Origin of the sequence: Methylobacillus gramineus, assembly GCF_020532675.1 — a bacterium.
In the GTDB taxonomy this organism is placed as follows: Bacteria; Pseudomonadota; Gammaproteobacteria; order Burkholderiales; family Methylophilaceae; genus Methylobacillus; species Methylobacillus gramineus.
The window spans coordinates 898829-918980 of the sequence record NZ_JAJAVE010000001.1; the positions used below are offsets into that span (position 1 = coordinate 898829).

General features: G+C 50.1%; 15 protein-coding genes and 1 tRNA gene. 6 read left to right on the plus strand and 10 right to left on the minus strand.

The window, feature by feature from the left end; genetic code table 11:
* Positions 1 to 39 precede the first annotated feature (39 nt).
* From LG201_RS04160 to LG201_RS04180, 5 genes are all read left to right on the plus strand, one after another.
* Entirely contained in the window at positions 40 to 2418 is a 2379-nt protein-coding gene (locus tag LG201_RS04160; RefSeq protein ID WP_226770908.1) for a TonB-dependent receptor, read from the plus strand.
* Between the two features lie 101 nt (positions 2419 to 2519).
* A complete protein-coding gene (locus LG201_RS04165; protein ID WP_226770909.1) occupies positions 2520 to 4304 on the plus strand; it encodes an ABC transporter ATP-binding protein in 1785 nt (594 codons plus the stop codon).
* Positions 4294 to 6144: an ABC transporter ATP-binding protein gene (locus LG201_RS04170; protein WP_226770910.1), complete on the plus strand. Its 1851-nt coding sequence runs from the start codon at positions 4294 to 4296 to the stop codon at positions 6142 to 6144. Before LG201_RS04165 ends, LG201_RS04170 begins: the two co-directional genes overlap by 11 nt.
* A 253-nt stretch (positions 6145 to 6397) precedes the next feature.
* A complete protein-coding gene (locus tag LG201_RS04175; RefSeq protein WP_226770911.1) occupies positions 6398 to 7429 on the plus strand; it encodes an ABC transporter substrate-binding protein in 1032 nt (343 codons plus the stop codon).
* 141 nt (positions 7430 to 7570) lie between these two features.
* Positions 7571 to 8212, plus strand: coding sequence for a peroxiredoxin (locus LG201_RS04180; RefSeq protein ID WP_226770912.1), 642 nt, complete (start codon positions 7571 to 7573; stop codon positions 8210 to 8212).
* A gap of 546 nt (positions 8213 to 8758) precedes the next feature.
* Here the strand turns inward: LG201_RS04180 and LG201_RS04185 are convergent.
* Positions 8759 to 8834, minus strand: a tRNA-Asn gene (locus LG201_RS04185).
* Positions 8835 to 9109: 275 nt separating this feature from the next.
* Here LG201_RS04185 and LG201_RS04190 point away from each other — a divergent pair.
* Positions 9110 to 10498 carry an exonuclease domain-containing protein gene (locus tag LG201_RS04190; RefSeq protein ID WP_226770913.1) on the plus strand — a complete coding sequence of 463 codons (1389 nt, stop codon included), beginning with the start codon at positions 9110 to 9112 and terminating at the stop codon, positions 10496 to 10498.
* A gap of 15 nt (positions 10499 to 10513) precedes the next feature.
* Here LG201_RS04190 and LG201_RS04195 read toward each other — a convergent pair whose 3' ends face one another.
* The 9 genes from LG201_RS04195 to LG201_RS04235 form a co-directional block, all read right to left on the minus strand.
* The gene (locus LG201_RS04195) at positions 10514 to 12355 is read right to left on the minus strand and encodes an ABC transporter ATP-binding protein (protein ID WP_226770914.1); all 1842 of its coding nucleotides are present in this window, start codon (positions 12353 to 12355) and stop codon (positions 10514 to 10516) included.
* Entirely contained in the window at positions 12342 to 14126 is a 1785-nt protein-coding gene (locus LG201_RS04200) for an ABC transporter ATP-binding protein (RefSeq protein ID WP_226770915.1), read from the minus strand. Before LG201_RS04200 ends, LG201_RS04195 begins: the two co-directional genes overlap by 14 nt.
* Before the next feature lie 109 nt (positions 14127 to 14235).
* Positions 14236 to 15018, minus strand: a complete 783-nt coding sequence (locus LG201_RS04205; protein WP_226770916.1) for an ABC transporter permease — start codon at positions 15016 to 15018, stop codon at positions 14236 to 14238.
* A gap of 5 nt (positions 15019 to 15023) precedes the next feature.
* Positions 15024 to 15833: an ABC transporter permease gene (locus LG201_RS04210; protein ID WP_226770917.1), complete on the minus strand. Its 810-nt coding sequence runs from the start codon at positions 15831 to 15833 to the stop codon at positions 15024 to 15026.
* 54 nt (positions 15834 to 15887) lie between these two features.
* A complete protein-coding gene (locus tag LG201_RS04215) occupies positions 15888 to 16295 on the minus strand; it encodes an ExbD/TolR family protein (RefSeq protein ID WP_226770918.1) in 408 nt (135 codons plus the stop codon).
* The gene (locus tag LG201_RS04220; protein WP_226770919.1) at positions 16295 to 17032 is read right to left on the minus strand and encodes a MotA/TolQ/ExbB proton channel family protein; all 738 of its coding nucleotides are present in this window, start codon (positions 17030 to 17032) and stop codon (positions 16295 to 16297) included. Before LG201_RS04220 ends, LG201_RS04215 begins: the two co-directional genes overlap by 1 nt.
* Positions 17033 to 17078: 46 nt before the next feature.
* Positions 17079 to 17897 (minus strand): energy transducer TonB, encoded by an 819-nt coding sequence (locus tag LG201_RS04225; protein WP_226770920.1) that lies wholly within the window; start codon positions 17895 to 17897, stop codon positions 17079 to 17081.
* 37 nt (positions 17898 to 17934) lie between these two features.
* Positions 17935 to 18774: an ABC transporter ATP-binding protein gene (locus LG201_RS04230; RefSeq protein ID WP_226770921.1), complete on the minus strand. Its 840-nt coding sequence runs from the start codon at positions 18772 to 18774 to the stop codon at positions 17935 to 17937.
* Between the two features lie 331 nt (positions 18775 to 19105).
* Positions 19106 to 20152: an ABC transporter substrate-binding protein gene (locus tag LG201_RS04235; RefSeq protein ID WP_226770922.1), complete on the minus strand. Its 1047-nt coding sequence runs from the start codon at positions 20150 to 20152 to the stop codon at positions 19106 to 19108.

The following is a 20152-nucleotide window of genomic DNA, read 5'->3' on the forward strand; positions in this document are numbered from 1 at the left end:
TAGACGAGATAGCATTAATTCTTAAAGCAGGGAGCCCTAATGTCTCAAAATCAGCAACACCCTACATCGACTTTCATCAAGAAACCCCTCGCAATTGCTGTGCTCGGCGCATTGGCAGGTAGCTTATTCATTAGCCCTGCATTTTCTGCAGAAGAAACTCCAGTCACCAAAACAGGTAATGAAGAAAAGGTATTGGAAACTACGACCGCAGACGCAGCTCTACAGCCTGAGAAAGATGTTGAGTCTTCACTAGGTAGCATCGTAGTAACTGCACAACGTCGTGAAGAGAACGCACAGGAGGTCGCTACCGCGATCTCCGTACTCAGTGGCAAGGAACTGCAAGACAGAGGCGTAGGCCGTACAGCGGGCGAAATACTAAACAGCGTGCCCAACTCATCTGCAGGTACCATCCAGAATGGCCGCCCACGGTGGTGGATCCGTGGCGTGGGTGCTGGTCAGCAACAACTTGACTTCCCTAACCCGATTGGCTTCTATATTGATGATGTATTTATCAGCAATGCCAGCGCAACAGGCTTACCTATTTTCGACATTGAGCGCGTGGAAGTCCTGCGTGGTCCACAAGGCACGCTCTGGGGCAAGAATACTACTGGTGGTGCAGTCAATATCGTCTCCAAAAAACCTACTTTCTCCGACAAGCCGGAGGGATATGTCAAGGCAGATTACGGCAGCTTTGGTGACAAGGTGATCCAGGGTGCTGTAGGCGGCACTATCGTCGATGAGCGGATTGCTGGCCGAATTTCATTCTATAACCAGGACTTGGATGGCCGCTTCAAGGATCAGTTTACTGGCAAGACTTCCGGGTCAGTGGAAGACTCCGTTATCCGTGGCCAGTTACTGTTCGCACTGACCCCTGACCTTGATGCCCTGCTCAATGTTTACCATCGCAAATACAAGACCGACGGTAATATCGGCACGGTTAAAAGCAGTGTAGCAAGTGGAGTATTCCGTAACGGTTATATTCCCAGCAAAGACATTAATCATGTGAGCAGCAATGCTGAGCACACCAGCGATGTCACGCAGAATGGTATTTCCCTGAATGTGAACTGGCAACTGGGTAAGCTGACCCTAACCTCCATCACCGGTTTTGCCGACTTCAAGCAGGAAACACTGATGGACACCGACAATACGCCGCTGGAAATTGGCCGCAGTTATACCGATGCCAAGAGCCGCCAGTGGACTCAGGAATTACGCCTGGCATCCCCGCGTGAAGATCGTTGGAACTGGCTGACTGGTTTCTTCTACTTCAAGGAAGATATCAATTCGCTTTCTGCCAATGCCCGGCTGCCTGATGGTGCAGTTCCGGAACTTGCTGGCTCCTCACAAGCACGTACGTTCAACTCCACCGATCTTGCCCACGAAACCGAGAGTTACGCTATTTTTGGCAGCACCACCTACAATATCACCGACAGGTTCGATACTACGGTCGGAGCACGCTGGACGACCGAAGAAAAGAAGTATGACCTCAACCGCATCAGCAATGCATTAACCAGTGGTGGTGGCGCAGGTACGGATACCAGTTGGTCAAGTTATGGTCAATGGTGGAACTCCTACACTGGCGCTATCGGTGGCACTACAACCTTTGATGCTGGCCAGTCCAAGCGCTGGAATGCCTTTACCTATGACATTACGCCTTCCTACAAATTGGCGGACAATCAACGTACCTATTTCAAGTTCTCACGTGGTATCAAGTCCGGCGGCTTCAATACCGCAGCAACTAGTCCCTTGGCACTGAACACCCTCAAGCCTGAGGAGCTCAATGCCTACGAGATTGGCTACAAGTCAGAGTGGCTGAATGGTCGCCTGAACTTCAACGCCAATGCTTTCTACTATGACTACAGTAATGTACAGGTCAATGTGGTGGGGACTTATCAGGGTCAAACCATCTCCTACCTGCAAAATGTGGAAAAAGCCAATATCAAGGGCGCAGAGTTTGAAATCGAGGCATTGCCTACCAACAATTTGCACATCAATGCCAATATTGGTTTCCTAAAATCTGAGTTTGAGAAGTTTGATGTGCTGAACAACGGTGGTAATTACGATGGTAACGAGTTCGTACGTGCGCCGCGGTTCAACTCCCTGCTGGCTGCTACTTATCGCATCCCTCTCGCTAATGGTAGCAAGGTTGTACTGGGTGCCGATGCTCGCTATCAAGGCAAGCAGCACTTCTTTGTGACTAACCAGGATAACGACCTGCTAAACCAAGAATCGTATACCGTGGTGAACGCGCGCGTAACTTACAGCACGCAGGCAGACAGAGTGGAGTTGACAGGTTACGTCAACAATCTCTTTGATAAGGAATACCGCTACCACTCCCTGCCTCCACAAGCTTCTACAGGCAACACTGTGTATTGGGGCAATCCTCGCACCATAGGCGCATCTTTAACCGTTCGCTTCTAAATCCCTCTTTCAGGAGGATTTCCTCCTGAAATGATGACAAAAAAGACCTGGCAGTATGTTATTGCCAGGTCTTTTATTTCTTTCTAGTCCTAGGCGTTTCTATGAATAAACAGCACCCATTACTACGCTGCTTGGCACTGTATCGATATATGCCATGGAAATTTTCATTTACTGCTGCTTTGTTTACTTTAGTGAATATAGGAATGGCATGGCAGTTATGGCTGGTTGGCCAGGCGGTCAATGATGTTCAAAGCGGCCATGCCATTACCAGACTTGCGGATGGCAGCCTGGCATATAGCCAGGCCCTGCATTGGGTGTGGCTGTTGTTGGCTGTAGCGCTTGCCCGTGGCGTGCTGCAATACATCGGCGGCATCATGTCGCTCATCATCGGCCAGGATCTGCTGACTATCCTGCGTGAGCGCATCATGCACCAGGTACAACGCCTGGATCTTGCGTACCACTGGCGCCACGGCATGGGAGAGATGGTCACCCGCACCACGCGTGATGCAGATAAAGTGCGCGATGCCCTGATCAATTTCTGGCGTCAGGTATTCGAGGCCAGCCTTTGGGTCATCGTCTCGGTAGCTTTGCTCGCCTGGTATCACCCATGGCTGGGCATGGGTACTTTATTGTTCACATTGGCGGGTATCAGCATTTTTGTGGCACAGACCGAGAAGCTGGTTGTGCTGGATCGCGCAGTGGGTGATGCCTATGACCATGTGAATCAGGAGCTTAGCGAAGGCGTCAACGGCGTACGCGTGATCAAGTCATTCGGCCTTGAACAACAGCGCATTACCATTTTTAGTGATCGTGTACATACGTTTATCCAGCATGCTCGAACTGCACTGGCTTATGCCACATCGCGTATCCCATTACCGCAAACGGTCGTGGCATTGAGCCATGTATGGATACTGGCACTGGGCGCCTACCTGATTCAACAAGGCACCCTCAATATAGGCCAGTTGGTGGCTTCGGTACTCGTAGCCAATACCCTGGTATTTCGTATTGAAGGGATCGGGCGTGTTATCCAAATATTTGCCGATGCCCGCTCATCTGCTGCCCGTATCTGGGAACTACTGGATGAAACTCCATCCATCGAATCCGGCAATCAATCAATTACCGAGAGTTCTCTTGGTGTGCGTTTGAGCCACGTCAGCGTCAATGCGCCTGGCAACGGCAATGCCATCCTGAAAGATTGTGATTTTGAAGTCGCCCCCGGCGAAGTAGTGGCAGTGGTTGGAATGACAGGATCAGGCAAGAGTACCCTGGCAGGGTTGCTACCACGCTTGCTGGAAGCAGATAGTGGCGAAGTCCAGATAGGCTCGCCATGGGCTGGCTGGGAGAATATAAAGTCTTTTAAATTAAATGAATTAAGAAGAAAAATTCATGTAGTTCCACAAGAAAGTTTTTTGTTCTCGGATACCCTGGAGGCCAACCTGAGACTGGCCAGGCCAGAGGCCAGCAGGCAAGACCTGCTCGACGCACTTGAACAAGCCTCAGCCACCGAAGTCCTGGAAAGGCTCAGTGATGGACTGAATACACGTATTGGTGACCGTGGCATCACCCTTTCAGGGGGGCAAAGGCAACGTATCAGCCTGGCACGTGCTTTCCTGGCTGAACCCTCGATACTGGTCCTGGATGACTCCACCAGTGCGCTGGACGCCATCACGGAAAGACACGTACTCGACAATATCCGCAAGTTACATAATCGTAATGGGCACAAGATCACCGTCATCCTGATTGCCAGCAAACTATCCACCATCCTGTTGGCGGACCGTGTTGTCATGCTGGCCCAGGGTGGTATTGCGGCGGCAGGCACTCATCAGCATCTAGTGGACAGCAGTGATATTTATAGAGACTTGGTAGGAGTAGAACATGGCCAATGATTTCCGCGGCGACAAGCCACTCAATGATATCGAGCTGGAGCAATCACTGGCACGCAAACAACTAGACCGCAACATGTTTTGGCGTCTCTTGCCTTTGCTGAAGCAGGTACGCGGGCGTATTGCTGCCGTGATCCTGTTGGAGCTTCTGCTGGTCGGCGTCATCTTCATACGCCCGTGGTTTCTGCGGGAAGTAATTGACTATGGATTTATTCAAACCGCGCAGGGTTTGGTGCTGAATACTCCCCTTGTCAGCTGGATGGCGTTGTCAACAGGGCTCAGCTGGGCCATACGCTTTGGTATTGCTGGTGTATCCCAGTATCTGGCCGGAACAGCCGCCATTACCATCCTCAACAACCTGCGCATCCAGGTGTTCAGCCATGTCCAATCGTTGAGCATCCGCTACTTTGACCAGACCAAGGCTGGACGCATCATCTCGCGTGCAGATCGTGACATAGACACGCTGGAACCCTTACTGATACAGGGTCCACCCGAGCTGTTCTCAGCTATCTTGCGCCTGATAGTCGCTTCAGTGGCCTTGTGGTGGATATCCCCAAGACTGTTTCTGGCGCTTGCCAGCATTGTGCCTGTGTTAATACTTGGCACCTGGATATTCAAGCGGATCTCGGAAAAAATCTGGGGCCGTGTGGCAGAAGCGCGTGCCAGGTTCACTGCGCATTTAGTGGAAAGCGTCTCCGGCATCCGCATACTGAAGCAAACCGTCAATGAAGAACCTAACCAGAAAAAGTACAAGGCCTTACTGGAAGACTTCAACTCTATTCTAGTACGTGGCAGCATGCGTTCCAGCTGGTTTCTGCCATTGACCCAGGTATTGAGCACCGTAGGCATGGCATTCCTGCTCATCGCGGGAGGCATCAGCATTGCAGATGAGCAAATGACTGTGGGCCAACTCGCGCAGAGCTTGTTCTACGTCCAGCTGTTCCTGGGGCCACTCCAGGAACTGAATGACCTGTTTGAGCGCTACACCTCAGGAGCTTCATCGGCCCAACGCATTTTCCTCATGCTGGATACAGAACCTGAGATTAACGACCCGGCTGAGCCCAAAACACCCACCCAGCATTTAGGGGAAGTGGAGTTCAGGCAAGTGGTATTCGGCTACAACGCCCCACCAGCCCTGCCCGTTATCCAGGATTTCAATCTCAAAATCCAGCCCGGCGAAGTGTTAGCGATTGTGGGCCCGACCGGGCACGGCAAAAGTACCCTGGTCCAACTGCTGACACGTTTTTATGAGGTTCAGCAAGGCCAAGTGCTGATTGATGGCCAGGATGTACGTGATTATCAGCAGCAGGATTTACGCAAGAAAGTCGGCGTAGTGCTGCAGGACAATGTCTTGTTCTCTGGCAGTGTGCTGCATAACCTGCGCCTAGCTGATCCCACCGCTACTGATGAGCGCCTGATTGCCGCTGCGCGTGAGCTGGGCGCGGATGAAGTGCTGGAGCGATTGCCGCAGGGATATCAAACCGAGGTTGGCCCACTGGGGGCGTTCCTCAGTCACGGCCAACGCCAGTTGGTATGCCTGGTACGGGCTTATCTGGCCAACCCTGCTGTGCTAGTGCTGGATGAGGCGACCTCCGCAGTCGACATTCATACAGAACGCCGCATCCAGGCGGCCTTCCGCCGCCTGTGCGAAGGCAGGACAGCCATCATCATCGCCCACCGACTTGCCACCATTCGGGATGCTGACCGTATTGCCGTGATCTGGAACGGCCAGCTGGCAGAGATAGGCAGCCACCACCAACTGATTCACCAAGGAGGCTCTTACTCCAGGCTGTATCAGGCCTACGAAGCAGCCTCAGTCACCTCTGGTGCCATTCCAACCTAAAAACAACACATACTGCTGTATGCCACAAGAAAGTGTTGCCAAAACAACAGAAAGGAGCCCTTATGTTGTTATGGCAACACTCCCATTAAACAGCTCTGACACAACACCTCAGTAAAAAAACATAACCAATTGAATAATCAATATTAAAAATTAAAAATCCTTGATAAACAATCTGGCATGGAATATGCGAAATAGATACCAGAAGCCCAGCCCCTCGCATGCGGCAAGATTAATCATCAAGGAGATTTGACCCATGTCACAAGATTCAAAGATTGATACACTCTGGTACACCCGTTGCCCAGTTCCAACTCCGCTAGGCCTGGCAGCAAGACAAGACTGGTTCACGCAGGAGTTTCAGCCAGATGGCATCAACATCAATACGCTGCAGGAAACCACAGACCCGGTTCTGCGTGAATCGCACTACGACCACAAGCTACCGCACTCTTTCCGCCAGGGCGGCAATGTACCTGCCATCTGGGCCCGTGCGAATGGCACGGATACCAAGGTCATCGGCTTGAACTGGGTGGACGAGGCTCAATTGATCCTGGCCCTGCCAGCATCTGGCATCAAGACACCACAAGACCTCAAGGGCAAGAAAATTGCCGTGCCGCTCAACCGCATCAGTATTGACCATCAACGTGCCAGCGCATTGCGCGGCATCGTCGTCACACTGGAAACTGCAGGGCTGACACACAAGGATGTTGAGCTGATTGATTTTGAAGTGCCCCAAGCACCCGCAGGTCAAGGCTGGGGCGCTGGCGTACGCGTGGCCTATGCCACCGAGTTGGAAGCACTCCAGAGTGGCAAGGTGGATGCCATTTTCACCAAAGGCGCCCGCGGTTATGAAGCGGCTGAAGCCAATGGCCTCACGATTGTCTATGACGTACGCAATCATCCAGACCCTAAAGTGCGCGCCAATAACGGTGCTCCACGCCCAATTACCGTGGATGGCGAATTGCTGCGCACCCGCCCCGATCTCGTTGCGCGCTTCCTGAGCCGCATCGTGCAAGCGGGCGACTGGGCAGCTGCCCATGAAGCTGACACCGTGGCTTATATTGCCAAGGAATCAGGCTCTACCGATGACTACGTACGCAAGGCTTATGGCAACGACATCCACTTGCACCAAGGCACCGATCTCAGCCCTGAATCGATAGAAGCACTGGAAGGTTATAAAAACTTTCTGCTGGAATGGGGCTTCATCAAGGCTGATTTTGATGTCAAATCATGGATAGACCCTAGCCCACTGGCTGAAGTGTTACGCACACAAGCCAAAAAAGCCGCTTAAACAATGGGTTTCACCATATAAACACACTGTTTAATATGGTTAAATGGGCAATGCAGCCACTACACAATGGTGGCTGCATTTTCTATTGATATCGCAGGCTCACAAGCCTGCTTCAGACAATAATCATCAAGGAGGCTTTATATGGCAACACTAAGACTAGGCGATACCGCGCCTGACTTCACCCAGGACTCCAGCATCGGCACGATTTCCTTCCATGAATGGCTAGGAGATAGCTGGGCCATCCTCTTCTCCCACCCCGCTGATTACACCCCAGTGTGCACCACTGAACTAGGCGCCACTGCCAAGCTCGCTGGTGAGTTCAAGAAACGTAACGTAAAACCGATTGCCCTCTCTGTAGACCCTGTTGAGTCTCACAAGGGATGGATCACCGACATCAACGAAACCCAATCCACGGAAGTCAACTTCCCGATCATCGCTGATGCTGATCGCAAGGTTTCCGAGCTCTATGACCTGATACACCCGAACGCCAGCACCACAGCCACTGTACGCTCGGTCTTCATCATAGACCCCAACAAAAAAATCCGCCTGACATTGACTTACCCTGCCAGCACTGGCCGTAACTTCAATGAACTCCTGCGCGTGATCGACTCACTGCAACTGACCGAATACCACAGCGTAGCCACTCCAGCCAATTGGGAAGACGGAGATGACGTCGTCATCGTCCCATCGATCACCGATCCTGAAGTGCTCAAGCAAAAGTTTCCAAAAGGCTTTAAAGCGGTTAAACCTTACCTGCGTTTGACGCCACAGCCGAATAAATAAGCGATAGCTAGCAATTTGAAGTATTAGGAAATAAAAAAGCCTGCATTTTTTGCAGGCTTTTTTATTTCCTCACCAAACGGGAGCATCCACGCCAAGCATTTGCCCTTGGAGTCTATTTGTTATGTCACCTGTCAACTTTACGAGAGTAACTAGTAATTTTTTCTTACACAATAGCAAGTTTCATTATTTTCATATTTTTTGATTGATGAAATTTCATTCCCTGGATATTTGTATTGGTATTCGAAATACATATCAATGATATGAAAAAATTCTAATTTCAGATTACGCAACAGGGCTTACCAAAGCACACTGCAAAATCCGGACATCAAGTAGGTAGCTGGTTTACGACATTCAAATTTATAAGTCTGCTTGTCAAGGCTGGTACTGATAGGGATGAGTCTGAGGATATGAAGCCGCCAAATCATCAGACCGTCAAAATGACCGAGGATTAAATACACGGATAAAAAGTGTTGTAAATCCAACACGGCCAGAAAACCATGCGGAAGAAATGAAAAAGGCCTGCATTTCTGCAGGCCTTTTCTTATCTGGCTCCCCGACCTGGGCTCGAACCAGGGACACACGGATTAACAGTCCGTTGCTCTACCAACTGAGCTATCGGGGAATCGATGAAGGCGCTACTATACTGGCTGGGCGGGGTGTGGTCAACAATATTCTGCAATTATTTTATAGTTTTTCCAGACTGCATTTAAGCTGATTTTGATGAATGTGATTTTTCCTTTTTGAATCAATATTTCCCGGCAGGGTCACATAAAAATCCGAATAATACGTCATGCACCCCAAATCCAAAAAATTGTTCACAATTTTATGCCCATCGGCTATTACGGAGTGCTGATGCGCTCTAGAATCCACTCAATATTAAAGATTGCCTTCACTTAAATGCTTCCAGCCTATGTATTGCTTGACCTTGAAACCACCGGTGCTACCCCTCTCAGAGACAGAATCACGGAAATCGGTCTGATTCGCTACGAAGGTGGCGTGGAGGTAAGCCGCTGGCAAACGCTGGTGAACCCGGAAATGCATATCTCATCTTTCATTCAGGGCATTACCGGTATCAATAATGACATGGTGAAGGATGCGCCCTTGTTCCAGGATGTGGCAGCTGACTTGATGACTTACCTGCAAGGCGCTGTGTTATGCGCGCACAACGTGCGTTTTGACCATGGCTTTCTCAAGAGTGAGTTCAAGCGTCTGGGCATTACATTGCGGCAGAATGTGCTGTGCACGGTCAAGCTATCGCGGCTTTTATATCCTGAGCACAAGAGCCATGGCCTGGATGCGATTATTCAGCGGCACGGCATTGCATGCTCATCACGGCACCGTGCCATGGGGGATGTTGAGGTGATGGCAGCGTTTCTTGAAATTGCGCAACTGGAACATGGTGCTTATAAGTTGGAGCAGACTGCCAATCAATTGCTGAAAGGGCAAACCCTGCCTGCGGGCATAGACCCTCAGTTACTGGAGGATATGCCGGAGACCCCTGGGGTTTATCTGTTTTATGGCGATAACACCCTGCCCTTGTACGTAGGTAAAAGCGTCAATATCCGTTCCCGCGTGCTTTCCCATTTCAGTGGTGACCATGCCCGTACAAAAAGCATGCGTATCTCACAGGAGATCAAGCATATTGAATGGATAGAAACTGCGGGGGAATTTGGCGCACTGCTGCTTGAATCGCGGCTGATCAAGGAGCGCCAGCCTATCTATAACCGCCAGCTCAGGCGCGAGCGGCAGTTATGCTCATGGCAGCTATCTGACTCATCCACGCAGACACCATTGCTGACACTGGTGAATCACGATGACATCACCCCGGCATCATTAGGGCAGTCATACGGCACTTATCGGAGCAAGCGCCAGGCCGTTGCGGCCTTGCGACAGATTGTGGAAGCGCACCAGTTGTGTCCGCAATGGGTGGGTCTGGAGCCGGGCCAGGGTCCCTGCTTTGCCTTTCAACTCAAGCGTTGCAAGGGTGTGTGTTGCGGCAAAGAGTCTCCAGACATTCATTACCTGCGCCTGAAACAGGCGCTCATTGCACAGCAATTAAAATACTGGCCTTATCCAGGCAAGATCGGCATCAAGGAATCGAATGCCGACAATGGCAAATCATCGATCCATGTCTTTGAGCACTGGAATTATCTTGGCTCTGCAGAAGATGAAGCAGCATGTGCAGAACTGCTATTAAGCAAGAGCGACTTTTACTTTGACCTGGATAGCTACAAGCTGCTGCTGAAAGAGCTTGGAAAAGCCAAGATCAAGATTATTCAGCTATAACCACAGTAAGAAAGCCTAAAACTCCTGGCCTTGCTCATACGCATGATAAAGCGCTGCGTAATGGCCACTCTGCTGCATCAGCTCAGCATGTGCACCCTGCTCCACCACCTGGCCCTGGCGAATCACTGCAATCCGATCAGCATCTCGAATAGTCGCCAAGCGATGCGCAATGATGATGGCTGTGCGGCCCTCACACAGAAGCCTTAAGGCATGCTGGATTTTGCGCTCGGTCTGGATATCGACGGCGGATGTGGCCTCATCCAGAATCAGGATGGCGGGGTCCGCCAGATAGGCCCGCACCAAACACACCAATTGGCGCTGCCCGTGGCTAAGATGAGTGCCTAGCGCGCCAACCTCGGTATGGTAGCCATGAGGCAGCCGGCTGATGATGTCATGCACGCCCAATGCTTGCGCAGCATGGATGAAATCCTGCTCATTGGCCTGCGGATTAGCCAATTGCAAGTTATCGAAAATAGTGCCGCTGAAGAGTACGTTGTCCTGTAACACCACGCCTACATGCCGACGTAGATCTCGCTGGGCAACGTCTTTCACATCCTTGCCATCAATCAACACAGCGCCGCCCTGCACTTCATAAAACCGGGTCAGCAATTGCACCAGAGTACTCTTGCCATGACCTGTCGGCCCCACAATCGCCAGTACCTCACCTGCAGGAATCTTGAGGTCAAGATGACGGATCACCGGGGTAGCTGCCAATGGGTTATAGGAAAAGACAACGTCCCTGAACTCAACATCGCCATTCACTTGTTCAAATGGCAGCACCTGCTCCTTGTCACGGATTTCCGGTTTGGTATCCAGCAACAGGAAGATGCGCTGGGCTGAGGCAACGCCATTGATATAACGCTCAAATAGATCACCCAGCTCTTGCAGCGGGCCCAGGAACATGAATACATAAAACATGCTGGCTGCCAGCTGACCAAAGCTGATATGGCCCAATGCGACTTCGCGTCCACCAAATACGAGTAGCAACATCATGCCCAGTGTTGTCAGAATGCTGGTGAAGTGGGTGAACCAACCTGACATCAGGGTATTGCGGATCAACGACTGGATGAAGTCCTGGATCAGCAATCGATATCGCGCACGATTGCTTTCTTCCTGCACGGTCTGCTTGATCATGCGTACGCCAGCCACAGTTTCCACCAAGTGGGCGGTAAAGCGTGCGCGGTTTTCTGCTACTTTCGCGTAATTGCTTTGTGCCAGCTTCTTGAATAACCAGGTAGCCCCTAGTAGCAACGGGATAATCGAAGCCAGGCTCAGAAACAGCACAGGGGAGATCAACCACAGCAACACACCGGCAACGAAGCTACGCAACAAGGCAGACAGCAGCTCGGGCGGGCCTTGTATCATCAGCGGTTCCAGGCTGTCTACGTCACGATCTATGCGTGACACGATACGGCCTGACTTGGTGCGGTCAAAATAGCCCACACTCAGGTGTTGCACATGATTGAACACGCTGACACGCAAACTGTTCAACACGCGAATGGCAGCAGAGCCGGACAAATATTGAGATACCCCGGCCAAACCAAAACGGCCGGCCCAGGAGACCGTCATACCGACCAGAGCCCAGGCAATCAGGTGGATATCAAGGCTGTAGGCGCCGGTGACACTCTTGATAATGCCATGATCTATCACCTGCTCAATAAAATAAGGGCGCAAGAAGACAAAAGATACGAGCAGGATTTCAGCCAGGATGGAGCCCAGCACGAAATGACGCACGGGGCGCAGCAAGGGTAACAAGCGCCAGAACATGCCACGCTGCAGCTTCTGCTGCGCGAACATCTCTTCCAGCTCAATATCCGACATCACCTTGAGGGTGGATGCATTATCAACGGCCATCATCTATCCCCATCAGTTCACGATATTCCGCATTATTGGCTGTGAGGCTGGCATGTGTGCCTTCAGCCACGATCTGTCCGCCTGAAAGTAACATCACGCGATCCGCAAGGAGGATGGTGGACAACTTGCTGGCAATCATGAATACAGAGATAGCCTGGCCTTGTTGATCAGATAGACGGCGTATGTTCTGCAACACAGTGCGCTCGGTCACCGCATCTAGTGCACTGCTGGCATCATCCAGCACCAGGATGGCTGGCCTGCTGATCAATGCCCTGGCCAGACAGATACGCTGACGCTGCCCGCCGGACAAGGTAATGCCCCTGTCACCGATCTTGGTATGCAATCCTTCACTGAGGCCTGCCAGCACCTCATCTGCTGCTGCCATATGTATTGCCCAGCGCAGTTCATCATCCGTGGCATCGGCTGCGGCGAGACGCAAGTTAGCAGCCAATGTATCGGAAAACAAGAATCCCTCTTGTGGCACCATATGAATCTTGCGCCTGACATCATCCAGGACAACATCCCGCAAATCCTGCCATTGATCATCCTGGCCGACTTCCACCCGCCCGGCTGCCGGATCAACCAGACGCGGTAGTAAATTAGCCAGCGTGCTTTTGCCTGAACCAGTTGCACCCACCAGGGCAATCACTTCCCCAGGGTTCAATGTGAGATTGCAATCATTCAACACCGGGTTACCACCGCCTGGTGGCAGCACGGTGATGCCAGTCAAACGCACGCCTATGGCATTGGTCTTGATCGGCGCATGGCCACTTTCAATTTCAGGCAAGGCATCCAGCAGCTCCCAGATGCGGGCAGCTGACGATCGCGCATCAGCAAATACCTGCATCACGCGGCCCACGCCTTCTACCCGGAACACCAGGGTAGTGGACATCAGCAAGGCGGCGACCAGTTCACCAAAATTCAGTTGATTCTGGGAGACCAGGTAAGCGCCCGTCCCCAGCACCCAAACCTGCCCAATGCCTACTACAAACTGTGGTAAGGGAATACGTGAACTGGAGTAGGCCAGTGCTTCCAGTGCCTGGCTGACAAAAAACCGGACATGCCCTTCAAAACGGTTCACACGTGAGGCTTCCAGGCCAAATGCCTTGATCACGCGTACACCACTCACGCCTTCGGTCAGATCCTGGTTGACGGTGTCAAACGCATTGCCCACCGCACGATCAAGCTTTACCAAGTGATCTGTCTGGCGAATCAGGATAAAAAAACCAATAAGCGTCAACACGAGTGGGCCTATGCCCAGCAAAGGGTGATACCAAAAAAGAAAGCCCACTGCGGCAATGACAATAAAAGAGGTATCCACTACCTGGCGCCAGAAGCTGATCAGGGCATCACGTACCTTGTCTGAATCGCGGGTGGTTCGGGTGACAATCTCCCCTGCTCCATGCAGCCAGTGATACGCCAGATCCAGGCGCTGCACCTGCACCAATATCATTTCGCGCAAGTGTCCGAGCAGATCCTGCTGGATCACCAATGAAAGCCAGCCAACAAAATACATCAGTAAAGCACGCCCTGCGGCAATCCCAACAATCACCAGCAACCAATGTACGGCAACACTGACATCCACATGCCCTGTTGCATCCACCACCACGGCAAGACCAAGCTCTACTTCATGAACGGCCTTGGCTATCATGCCTTGCTGCCAGGCCAGCATGAAATTGGCCAACGCAAACAGGGCGGCTGAAATCCAGAAACGGATGGGGGTGCGCCGATACAGCAACAGGCAGCGCAACAAGGGATAGGAGCGGATATTCACAAACCATGACTTTCGGACAAATGATGATGGCTTATCTCAAGGGAAGAGCCGCTAACCATTAATACGGCAGCTTGAATGCTGCCGTATTTGGGACACATGGATTGAAAGGCTAGCGCAGATTACGCCAGCGGAACAGATATTTGCCTACCTGGTTGATCAGGTAATTCATGAGAAAACCCAGCAGACCAATCAACGCTGTCAGGATAATCAATATATCCATGCGAGAGGCCGCCTGTGCATTCATCATGATATTGCCCAAGCCAGCCCCGGCACTGAATAATATCTCGCTACCTATCGTTGCCAGCCAGGCAAACGCCAGTGCAAACGATACGCCAGTAAAAATATTAGGTAAGGCTGCTGGCAGCAGTATCTTGATAAATGTCCTGGTGCGACTCAATTTGAGCACATCGCCCACTTCCCTGTACTTGCCCTCCACCTGGTGGAGGCTCTCATAAGTTGCCAATACCAGAGGATAAAATGCGGAAAGGCACACCACGACCAGCTTGGAAGGATCGCCATTCCCCAACCACAAGCTGAACAAAGGCACCAGCCCCATGAGAGGTACTTGACGCAGCATATGATACAGCGGACCAATCAAGACATCGGCAACACGCCATTGAGCCATGACAGCGCCAACAGTAAAGCCGAAGAAGCCACCAATCAGTAGGCCAAAGAAAGCACGTTGCAGGCTGGCTGCAATCCCTTGCTGCAACTCTCCGGTTGATATGACCTCTATCAGGCCGTGGTAAATCTGCTCAATGGAGGCAAATGCGTAGGCATTTTCAGCGCTCTGACGGGACATAATTTCCCACACGAGCAATAAAGCGAGCGGGATCAGCCACCCGCGGGCAGAATTAAGAAAACTGAATCTGGATAAAGTTTGTGTTGTCATGATGCTCACGCTGTACGCCATGGAATAAGGTTGGCTTCACCCCATTTGAAGATGCGGTCGATACCAAAACCGATCAAGCCGGTTAACACCACTCCGACCATGACAATATCAATACGGAATACCTCCCGTCCCATTTGCATCATGTGGCCAAGGCCACTGTCTGCAGCCAGCAGCTCAGCCGCGACCAAGATAGTCCAGGAGCGGGAGAATGCAATGCGAAACCCAGTCAATACCGGAGGCAAGATGGCAGGAATCACAATTTTGGTATAAAGCGTATACGTGGGTAACTTGTAAGCTTGCGCCACTTCAAAATAATTGCGGGATACGCCCTTGGTGGCTTCATACGAAGCCAAAGCAACGGTAAAGAATGCAGCCTTGGTCACAATCGCAATCTTGAATATCTCATCAATGCCAAATAACAGGATGAAGATAGGAATCAGGGCAATGCTGGGTACTTGTCGCACGGCCTGGAAAACCGGGGAGAAAAATCCCTCTACTCGCTTAGACAAGGCCATGAGAATGCCAAAGAGTAAACCGGAGCTGGCGCCAATCAGGAAACCTATTCCCAAACGTGACAAACTAATGGACAAATGCTCCCAAAGCTCACCTGAGTCCAGCAACTCATGAAAAGCTTGCAAAACAACGAAGGGCGATACCAGAAGTTGAGGGGAGAACAACTCTATCTTCGTTACCCAGGTCCAGAGTAGCAAGAAAGCAATGGGGGAAATAAATGCCGCCAGTCTTAAACGACTACGGCGGCGAAAGGTGGGATCGGCCTGGTTGATGCCAAGTGCGACCCTGACTCCTATACTCATGTAATCACTCTTTCTCCAGATAAGCGCTCTGAATTACCAGAGCGCTTATTTGACCTATTCAGCTTGGGTCAGTACTGCCAACTTGGTAATACCTGCGCGCTCTATAGAGGCCATGACCTTGGCCACTACGCCATAATTGACAGCTTCATCTGAGCTCAAATGTAATGCCAGTTCAGGATTGGCCGTATGTCGGCTCTTCAATTCAGATTCCAGCTGCCCAAGTGCAAACTCCTGCTTATCCACATAGACCTTACCCTCCGCATCCACACTTACCGTGACTGGCTTCTTGGGCTCAGGCGGCTGGGTTGCTGCAGTTTTTGGCAAGTTCACGGTAATTGCATTATTGAGTACTGGAATTGTCACGATAAAAGCTACCAACAATACCAACATCACATCCACTAATGGAGTGATATTGATTTCGCTTAGTACTTCATCGCCTTCAGTGCTAGATGAAAATGCCATTATGCAAACGCCTCATTTTTAAGGTTCACAACAGATGAATTGGTGTCTGTGCTTTGTTTAGAAGCAGATAGGTCAATAGCCTTGCCGCTAAAATTAACCTTCCTTGATAAACGAATAAGATCGGCAGCAAAATCATCAAGATCACCACTGATCAGTTTCAGACGACGAGTAAAGAAGTTATAGGCCAATACTGCAGGTACAGCTACCGCGATACCGAGACCTGTAGCCACCAATGCCTCGCCGATAGGGCCAGCAACTACTTCCAAGCTTGCGGATCCAAGTGCACCAATATTAGTCAGCGCATTCATAATGCCCCAGACGGTACCAAACAATCCCACAAAAGGAGATGTACTACCGATACTTGCCAAAATAGCCAAACCACTATCCAAACTACGACGCTCTTTCAGGATTTGTTGACGTAATGAACGCTCCAGCAGATCTTGGCGATCGCCCGTATGTTCCAGATCATTAGAAACATGTGTGTCCACATCGCGCAAGGTATGAAAGCCAGCATTAGCTACACGAGCAGCTGGGCCATCTACATCCTGAATCTCAGCAGCAGCCAGGATATTAGGAGCGCTCCAAAACTCTTTTTTATAACGCTTAGTTTGACTGCTAGCACGCCAATGTTGAAAGCCTTTTACCAATAACAAAGTCCATGTCACCACAGAAAAAGCAATCAGTGAATACAAAACGCCATCAACGATCAAAGACTTCGAATTTTCAATATCAAACATAATTTATTCCTTAAATAACTAGTGACTATTTTTTAATCTAAAGGCTTTATGAAGCCAACTTGAACTCGATAGGTACAGTTGCCCATCCATCAATAGGTGTATTCCCACGTTTTGATGGTGCAAACTCCCACCCTTTGACGGCTTCAATGGCAGCATCGTCCAACGTTTTACGGCCGCTTGATTTTTTCACTTCCACATTTTCAACGCGTCCATTTGCCAATACCCTGACACGCAAAGTCACTGTACCCTGCCATCCCTGACGTTGCGCGAATGACGGATACTTCGGTGCCGGATTATTCAGGTAACCCGCATAACCTGTTGCCTCAGTAATTGGCTCCTCTTTAGGAGGTGCAGGTGGTGCAGGTGGCGCTGGCGGTGCTGCTTCCACTGGGGCTGTAGTCTTCTGAGCTGTTGTATTCTCTTGAACTACAATATCGTCCGGCTTAATGTCCGGCTCCGCTTCAGGCGTCTTCAACGCAGGCTGAGGTTTAGGCTGCGGCGGCTGCACTTTCTTGGGAGGCGGTGGTGGCGGAGGTGGTGGCGGCTTAACCTCAGGCGGCGGCTCAATCACCGGCTTGATAATCTCAATTTCCACTCGTTTAGGCTGCACAATAGGTTCATGGCTTGTGTTGATATAGACATAGGCACCGAGGACATGGGCCGCAATCACTATCACGCCGAGAGCAAGATAATTCCTGCCAGAACCACCACTGGCTGCTTCATTTTCTAGCTGTTTTTGCCTGAAAACAAATGAGTGGTCAATGCGCTTGGTTGCTTCCGAAATCCTCTTCGCAACCGAGTCCCTATCAGGAAGAAAATCAGTTGAGTTAAGCAGACCGGAAGGCTTCAAGGCAGAAGTAGACACGTGTATTCTCCTTTTAACTTTAATCCATTGATGGGTGCTAGGAAAAATCTGTTAGCACGTCATCTTTAATACGCTGGAACTCTAAAGTTGAACGCACACGAGGTCGCGGTAGATCAACAGGAAGTATGCGCTTGATACGACCAGGATGTGATTCCATCACCACTACCCGATCCCCTAAAAATACAGCCTCTTCGACATCATGAGTCACGAGAATTGTTGTTAATCCCTCATGCTCCCAGAGACGTTGCAGTTCTTGCTGCAGTTTGAGCCTAGTTAATGCATCCAGTGCAGCAAATGGCTCGTCCAATAATAATAACTGGGGGCGCAAAACCAGGGCTCGGGCTATAGCCACACGCTGGGACATACCGCCAGATATCTGATGCGGATAGGCTTTTTCAAATCCGCTTAAGCCCACCAAATCAATCTGTGCCTGCACCCGCTTCTTTTGCTCTGCCTTAGGAATCTCCGTGGCAGAAAATGCGAGTAAAATATTGGCTTCAACCGTTAGCCAGGGGAACAACCTGTGCTCCTGAAACACGATGCCGCGATTGAGATCTGTCCCAGTAATACGGGATCCCTGATAGACAATATCGCCACCATACCCAGCATCCAAGCCAGCTACCAATCGCAACAATGTAGATTTGCCACAACCACTAGCGCCCACAATCGAGATGAACTCGCCTGCCCTGACATCCAGATTGATTCCGGTAAGTACCTGCAAGCGCTCACCAGTTAACTGATAAGACTTCTCTACATTTTTAATTTCCAGCGTGACAGGACTTAATGCCTTGCCAATTGCTGAAATATCTTGTGAACTAGGCTGAACCGCCAGTACTTTGTCTCGCTTGAAACTAAGTACTGCATTCAATGAACTCATATTTTTCTTTCTCCAGTTCCTTCCAAGTCTACTGTTAGCAAACCAAGTCAGAAAATAACTTTTGGCTATATATTTATATATAAAAATATATGGAACCAGAAACAACCGATTACTTGGTTATATATGCAACCATCATGCCAAAGTTGGCGTAAAATTAAATTACCATTTAAATTCATTACGTTAATTAAATACAGCCAGCCACCCTTAGCGCGCAACTGTTTAAAAATCATCACTACAAGGACAAATGTTGCTTAACAAACAGAAATGGCTGCCTCAAATACAACAGCCCTCTGGCTAAAGTTGTTGTATTTAAGACAGCCATGGAAAAATATTAATTAGGTGTCCAGAAGCTTTCCAGCTTAAGCTCTTTAAGGCTATGGCTTACGAATACAGGGTTAAGTAACTGATTGATATCAGCAGTACCACGTGTTAAGCCAGAAACCTTCGCATAATCAATAACACGACGATAATGCTCTTTGAGCGCAGCATCATATAAAGGTGACCATCGCTGCTTCCAGCTCACATTATCCTGCTCATACTCGCGACGATTAACGCTCTCGGGATATATCTTGTTGGAATAGTCACGGATATAAGTTTCTTTATTTTGCTCTTGAGCTACCCAATGAACTCTTCTCAAATAGGCAGTGACAATAGCTTGGGTCACTTCAGAGTTTTTCTGTACAAAATCATTTCGAGCCCAGACGCCCCCCATCAGCTTCCAGTCTATGGGGGCATTTTTGGTGGACCAAATAATTTTCCCCACCCCTCTATCCTCCAGGATATAAGAATCAAACAGACTGAAAAATCCATCTACGGTACCACTGGCTAAAGCCGCAGCCCCTACCTGGGGGTTAACATTGACGATTTTAAAATCCTTAAACGTTAAACCATTGGCTTCAAGTAAGTTTGCGAAAGCAATCTCCCATGGTCGACCACGATGCAACGCAATTCGCTTTCCTTTCAAATCTTTAATCGTTTTGGCAGTAGACCCTTTAGGTACCACGAGGTAAGAGTTGGCAGTAGTTCCCCAAGGAGCTACAAGCTGTACAACAGGTTTATTCGAGTTAAGAATGATAGGAGGAAGGTCACCATAAATGCCAAAATCTATCTTGCCACTGGCAAACCCTTCGTTAATGACTGGGCCCACCGCAGAAATAGCAGCAGGTACCCATTCAACTTTTATACCTTGCTTTCTTAACTCCTCAGAGAAAGGCCCATTAACCACGAGTGCTGCGCTACCGGTATATACGGTCTTCCCAGCCACATTCGTCGCTACTGAGGCAATACGAACTACTTTCAACTCTTCTTGAGCTTGAAGTGCCGTACTAAAAGCAATCAATAATCCTGCTGTCATCCCTAGAATTTTTTTAACTCTCAT

Bases quoted from the DNA above. Each gene is read 5' to 3' on its own strand.
- LG201_RS04215 (WP_226770918.1), bottom strand. From the start codon at position 16,295: ATGGCATTTTCATCTAGCACTGAAGGCGATGAAGTACTAAGCGAAATC.
- LG201_RS04230 (WP_226770921.1), bottom strand. From the start codon at position 18,774: ATGAGTTCATTGAATGCAGTACTTAGTTTCAAGCGAGACAAAGTACTG.
- LG201_RS04210 (WP_226770917.1), bottom strand. From the start codon at position 15,833: ATGAGTATAGGAGTCAGGGTCGCACTTGGCATCAACCAGGCCGATCCC.
- LG201_RS04235 (WP_226770922.1), bottom strand. From the start codon at position 20,152: ATGAGAGTTAAAAAAATTCTAGGGATGACAGCAGGATTATTGATTGCT.
- LG201_RS04175 (WP_226770911.1), top strand. From the start codon at position 6,398: ATGTCACAAGATTCAAAGATTGATACACTCTGGTACACCCGTTGCCCA.
- LG201_RS04205 (WP_226770916.1), bottom strand. From the start codon at position 15,018: ATGACAACACAAACTTTATCCAGATTCAGTTTTCTTAATTCTGCCCGC.
- LG201_RS04190 (WP_226770913.1), top strand. From the start codon at position 9,110: ATGCTTCCAGCCTATGTATTGCTTGACCTTGAAACCACCGGTGCTACC.
- LG201_RS04220 (WP_226770919.1), bottom strand. From the start codon at position 17,032: ATGTTTGATATTGAAAATTCGAAGTCTTTGATCGTTGATGGCGTTTTG.
- LG201_RS04180 (WP_226770912.1), top strand. From the start codon at position 7,571: ATGGCAACACTAAGACTAGGCGATACCGCGCCTGACTTCACCCAGGAC.
- LG201_RS04195 (WP_226770914.1), bottom strand. From the start codon at position 12,355: ATGATGGCCGTTGATAATGCATCCACCCTCAAGGTGATGTCGGATATT.
- LG201_RS04170 (WP_226770910.1), top strand. From the start codon at position 4,294: ATGGCCAATGATTTCCGCGGCGACAAGCCACTCAATGATATCGAGCTG.
- LG201_RS04165 (WP_226770909.1), top strand. From the start codon at position 2,520: ATGAATAAACAGCACCCATTACTACGCTGCTTGGCACTGTATCGATAT.
- LG201_RS04160 (WP_226770908.1), top strand. From the start codon at position 40: ATGTCTCAAAATCAGCAACACCCTACATCGACTTTCATCAAGAAACCC.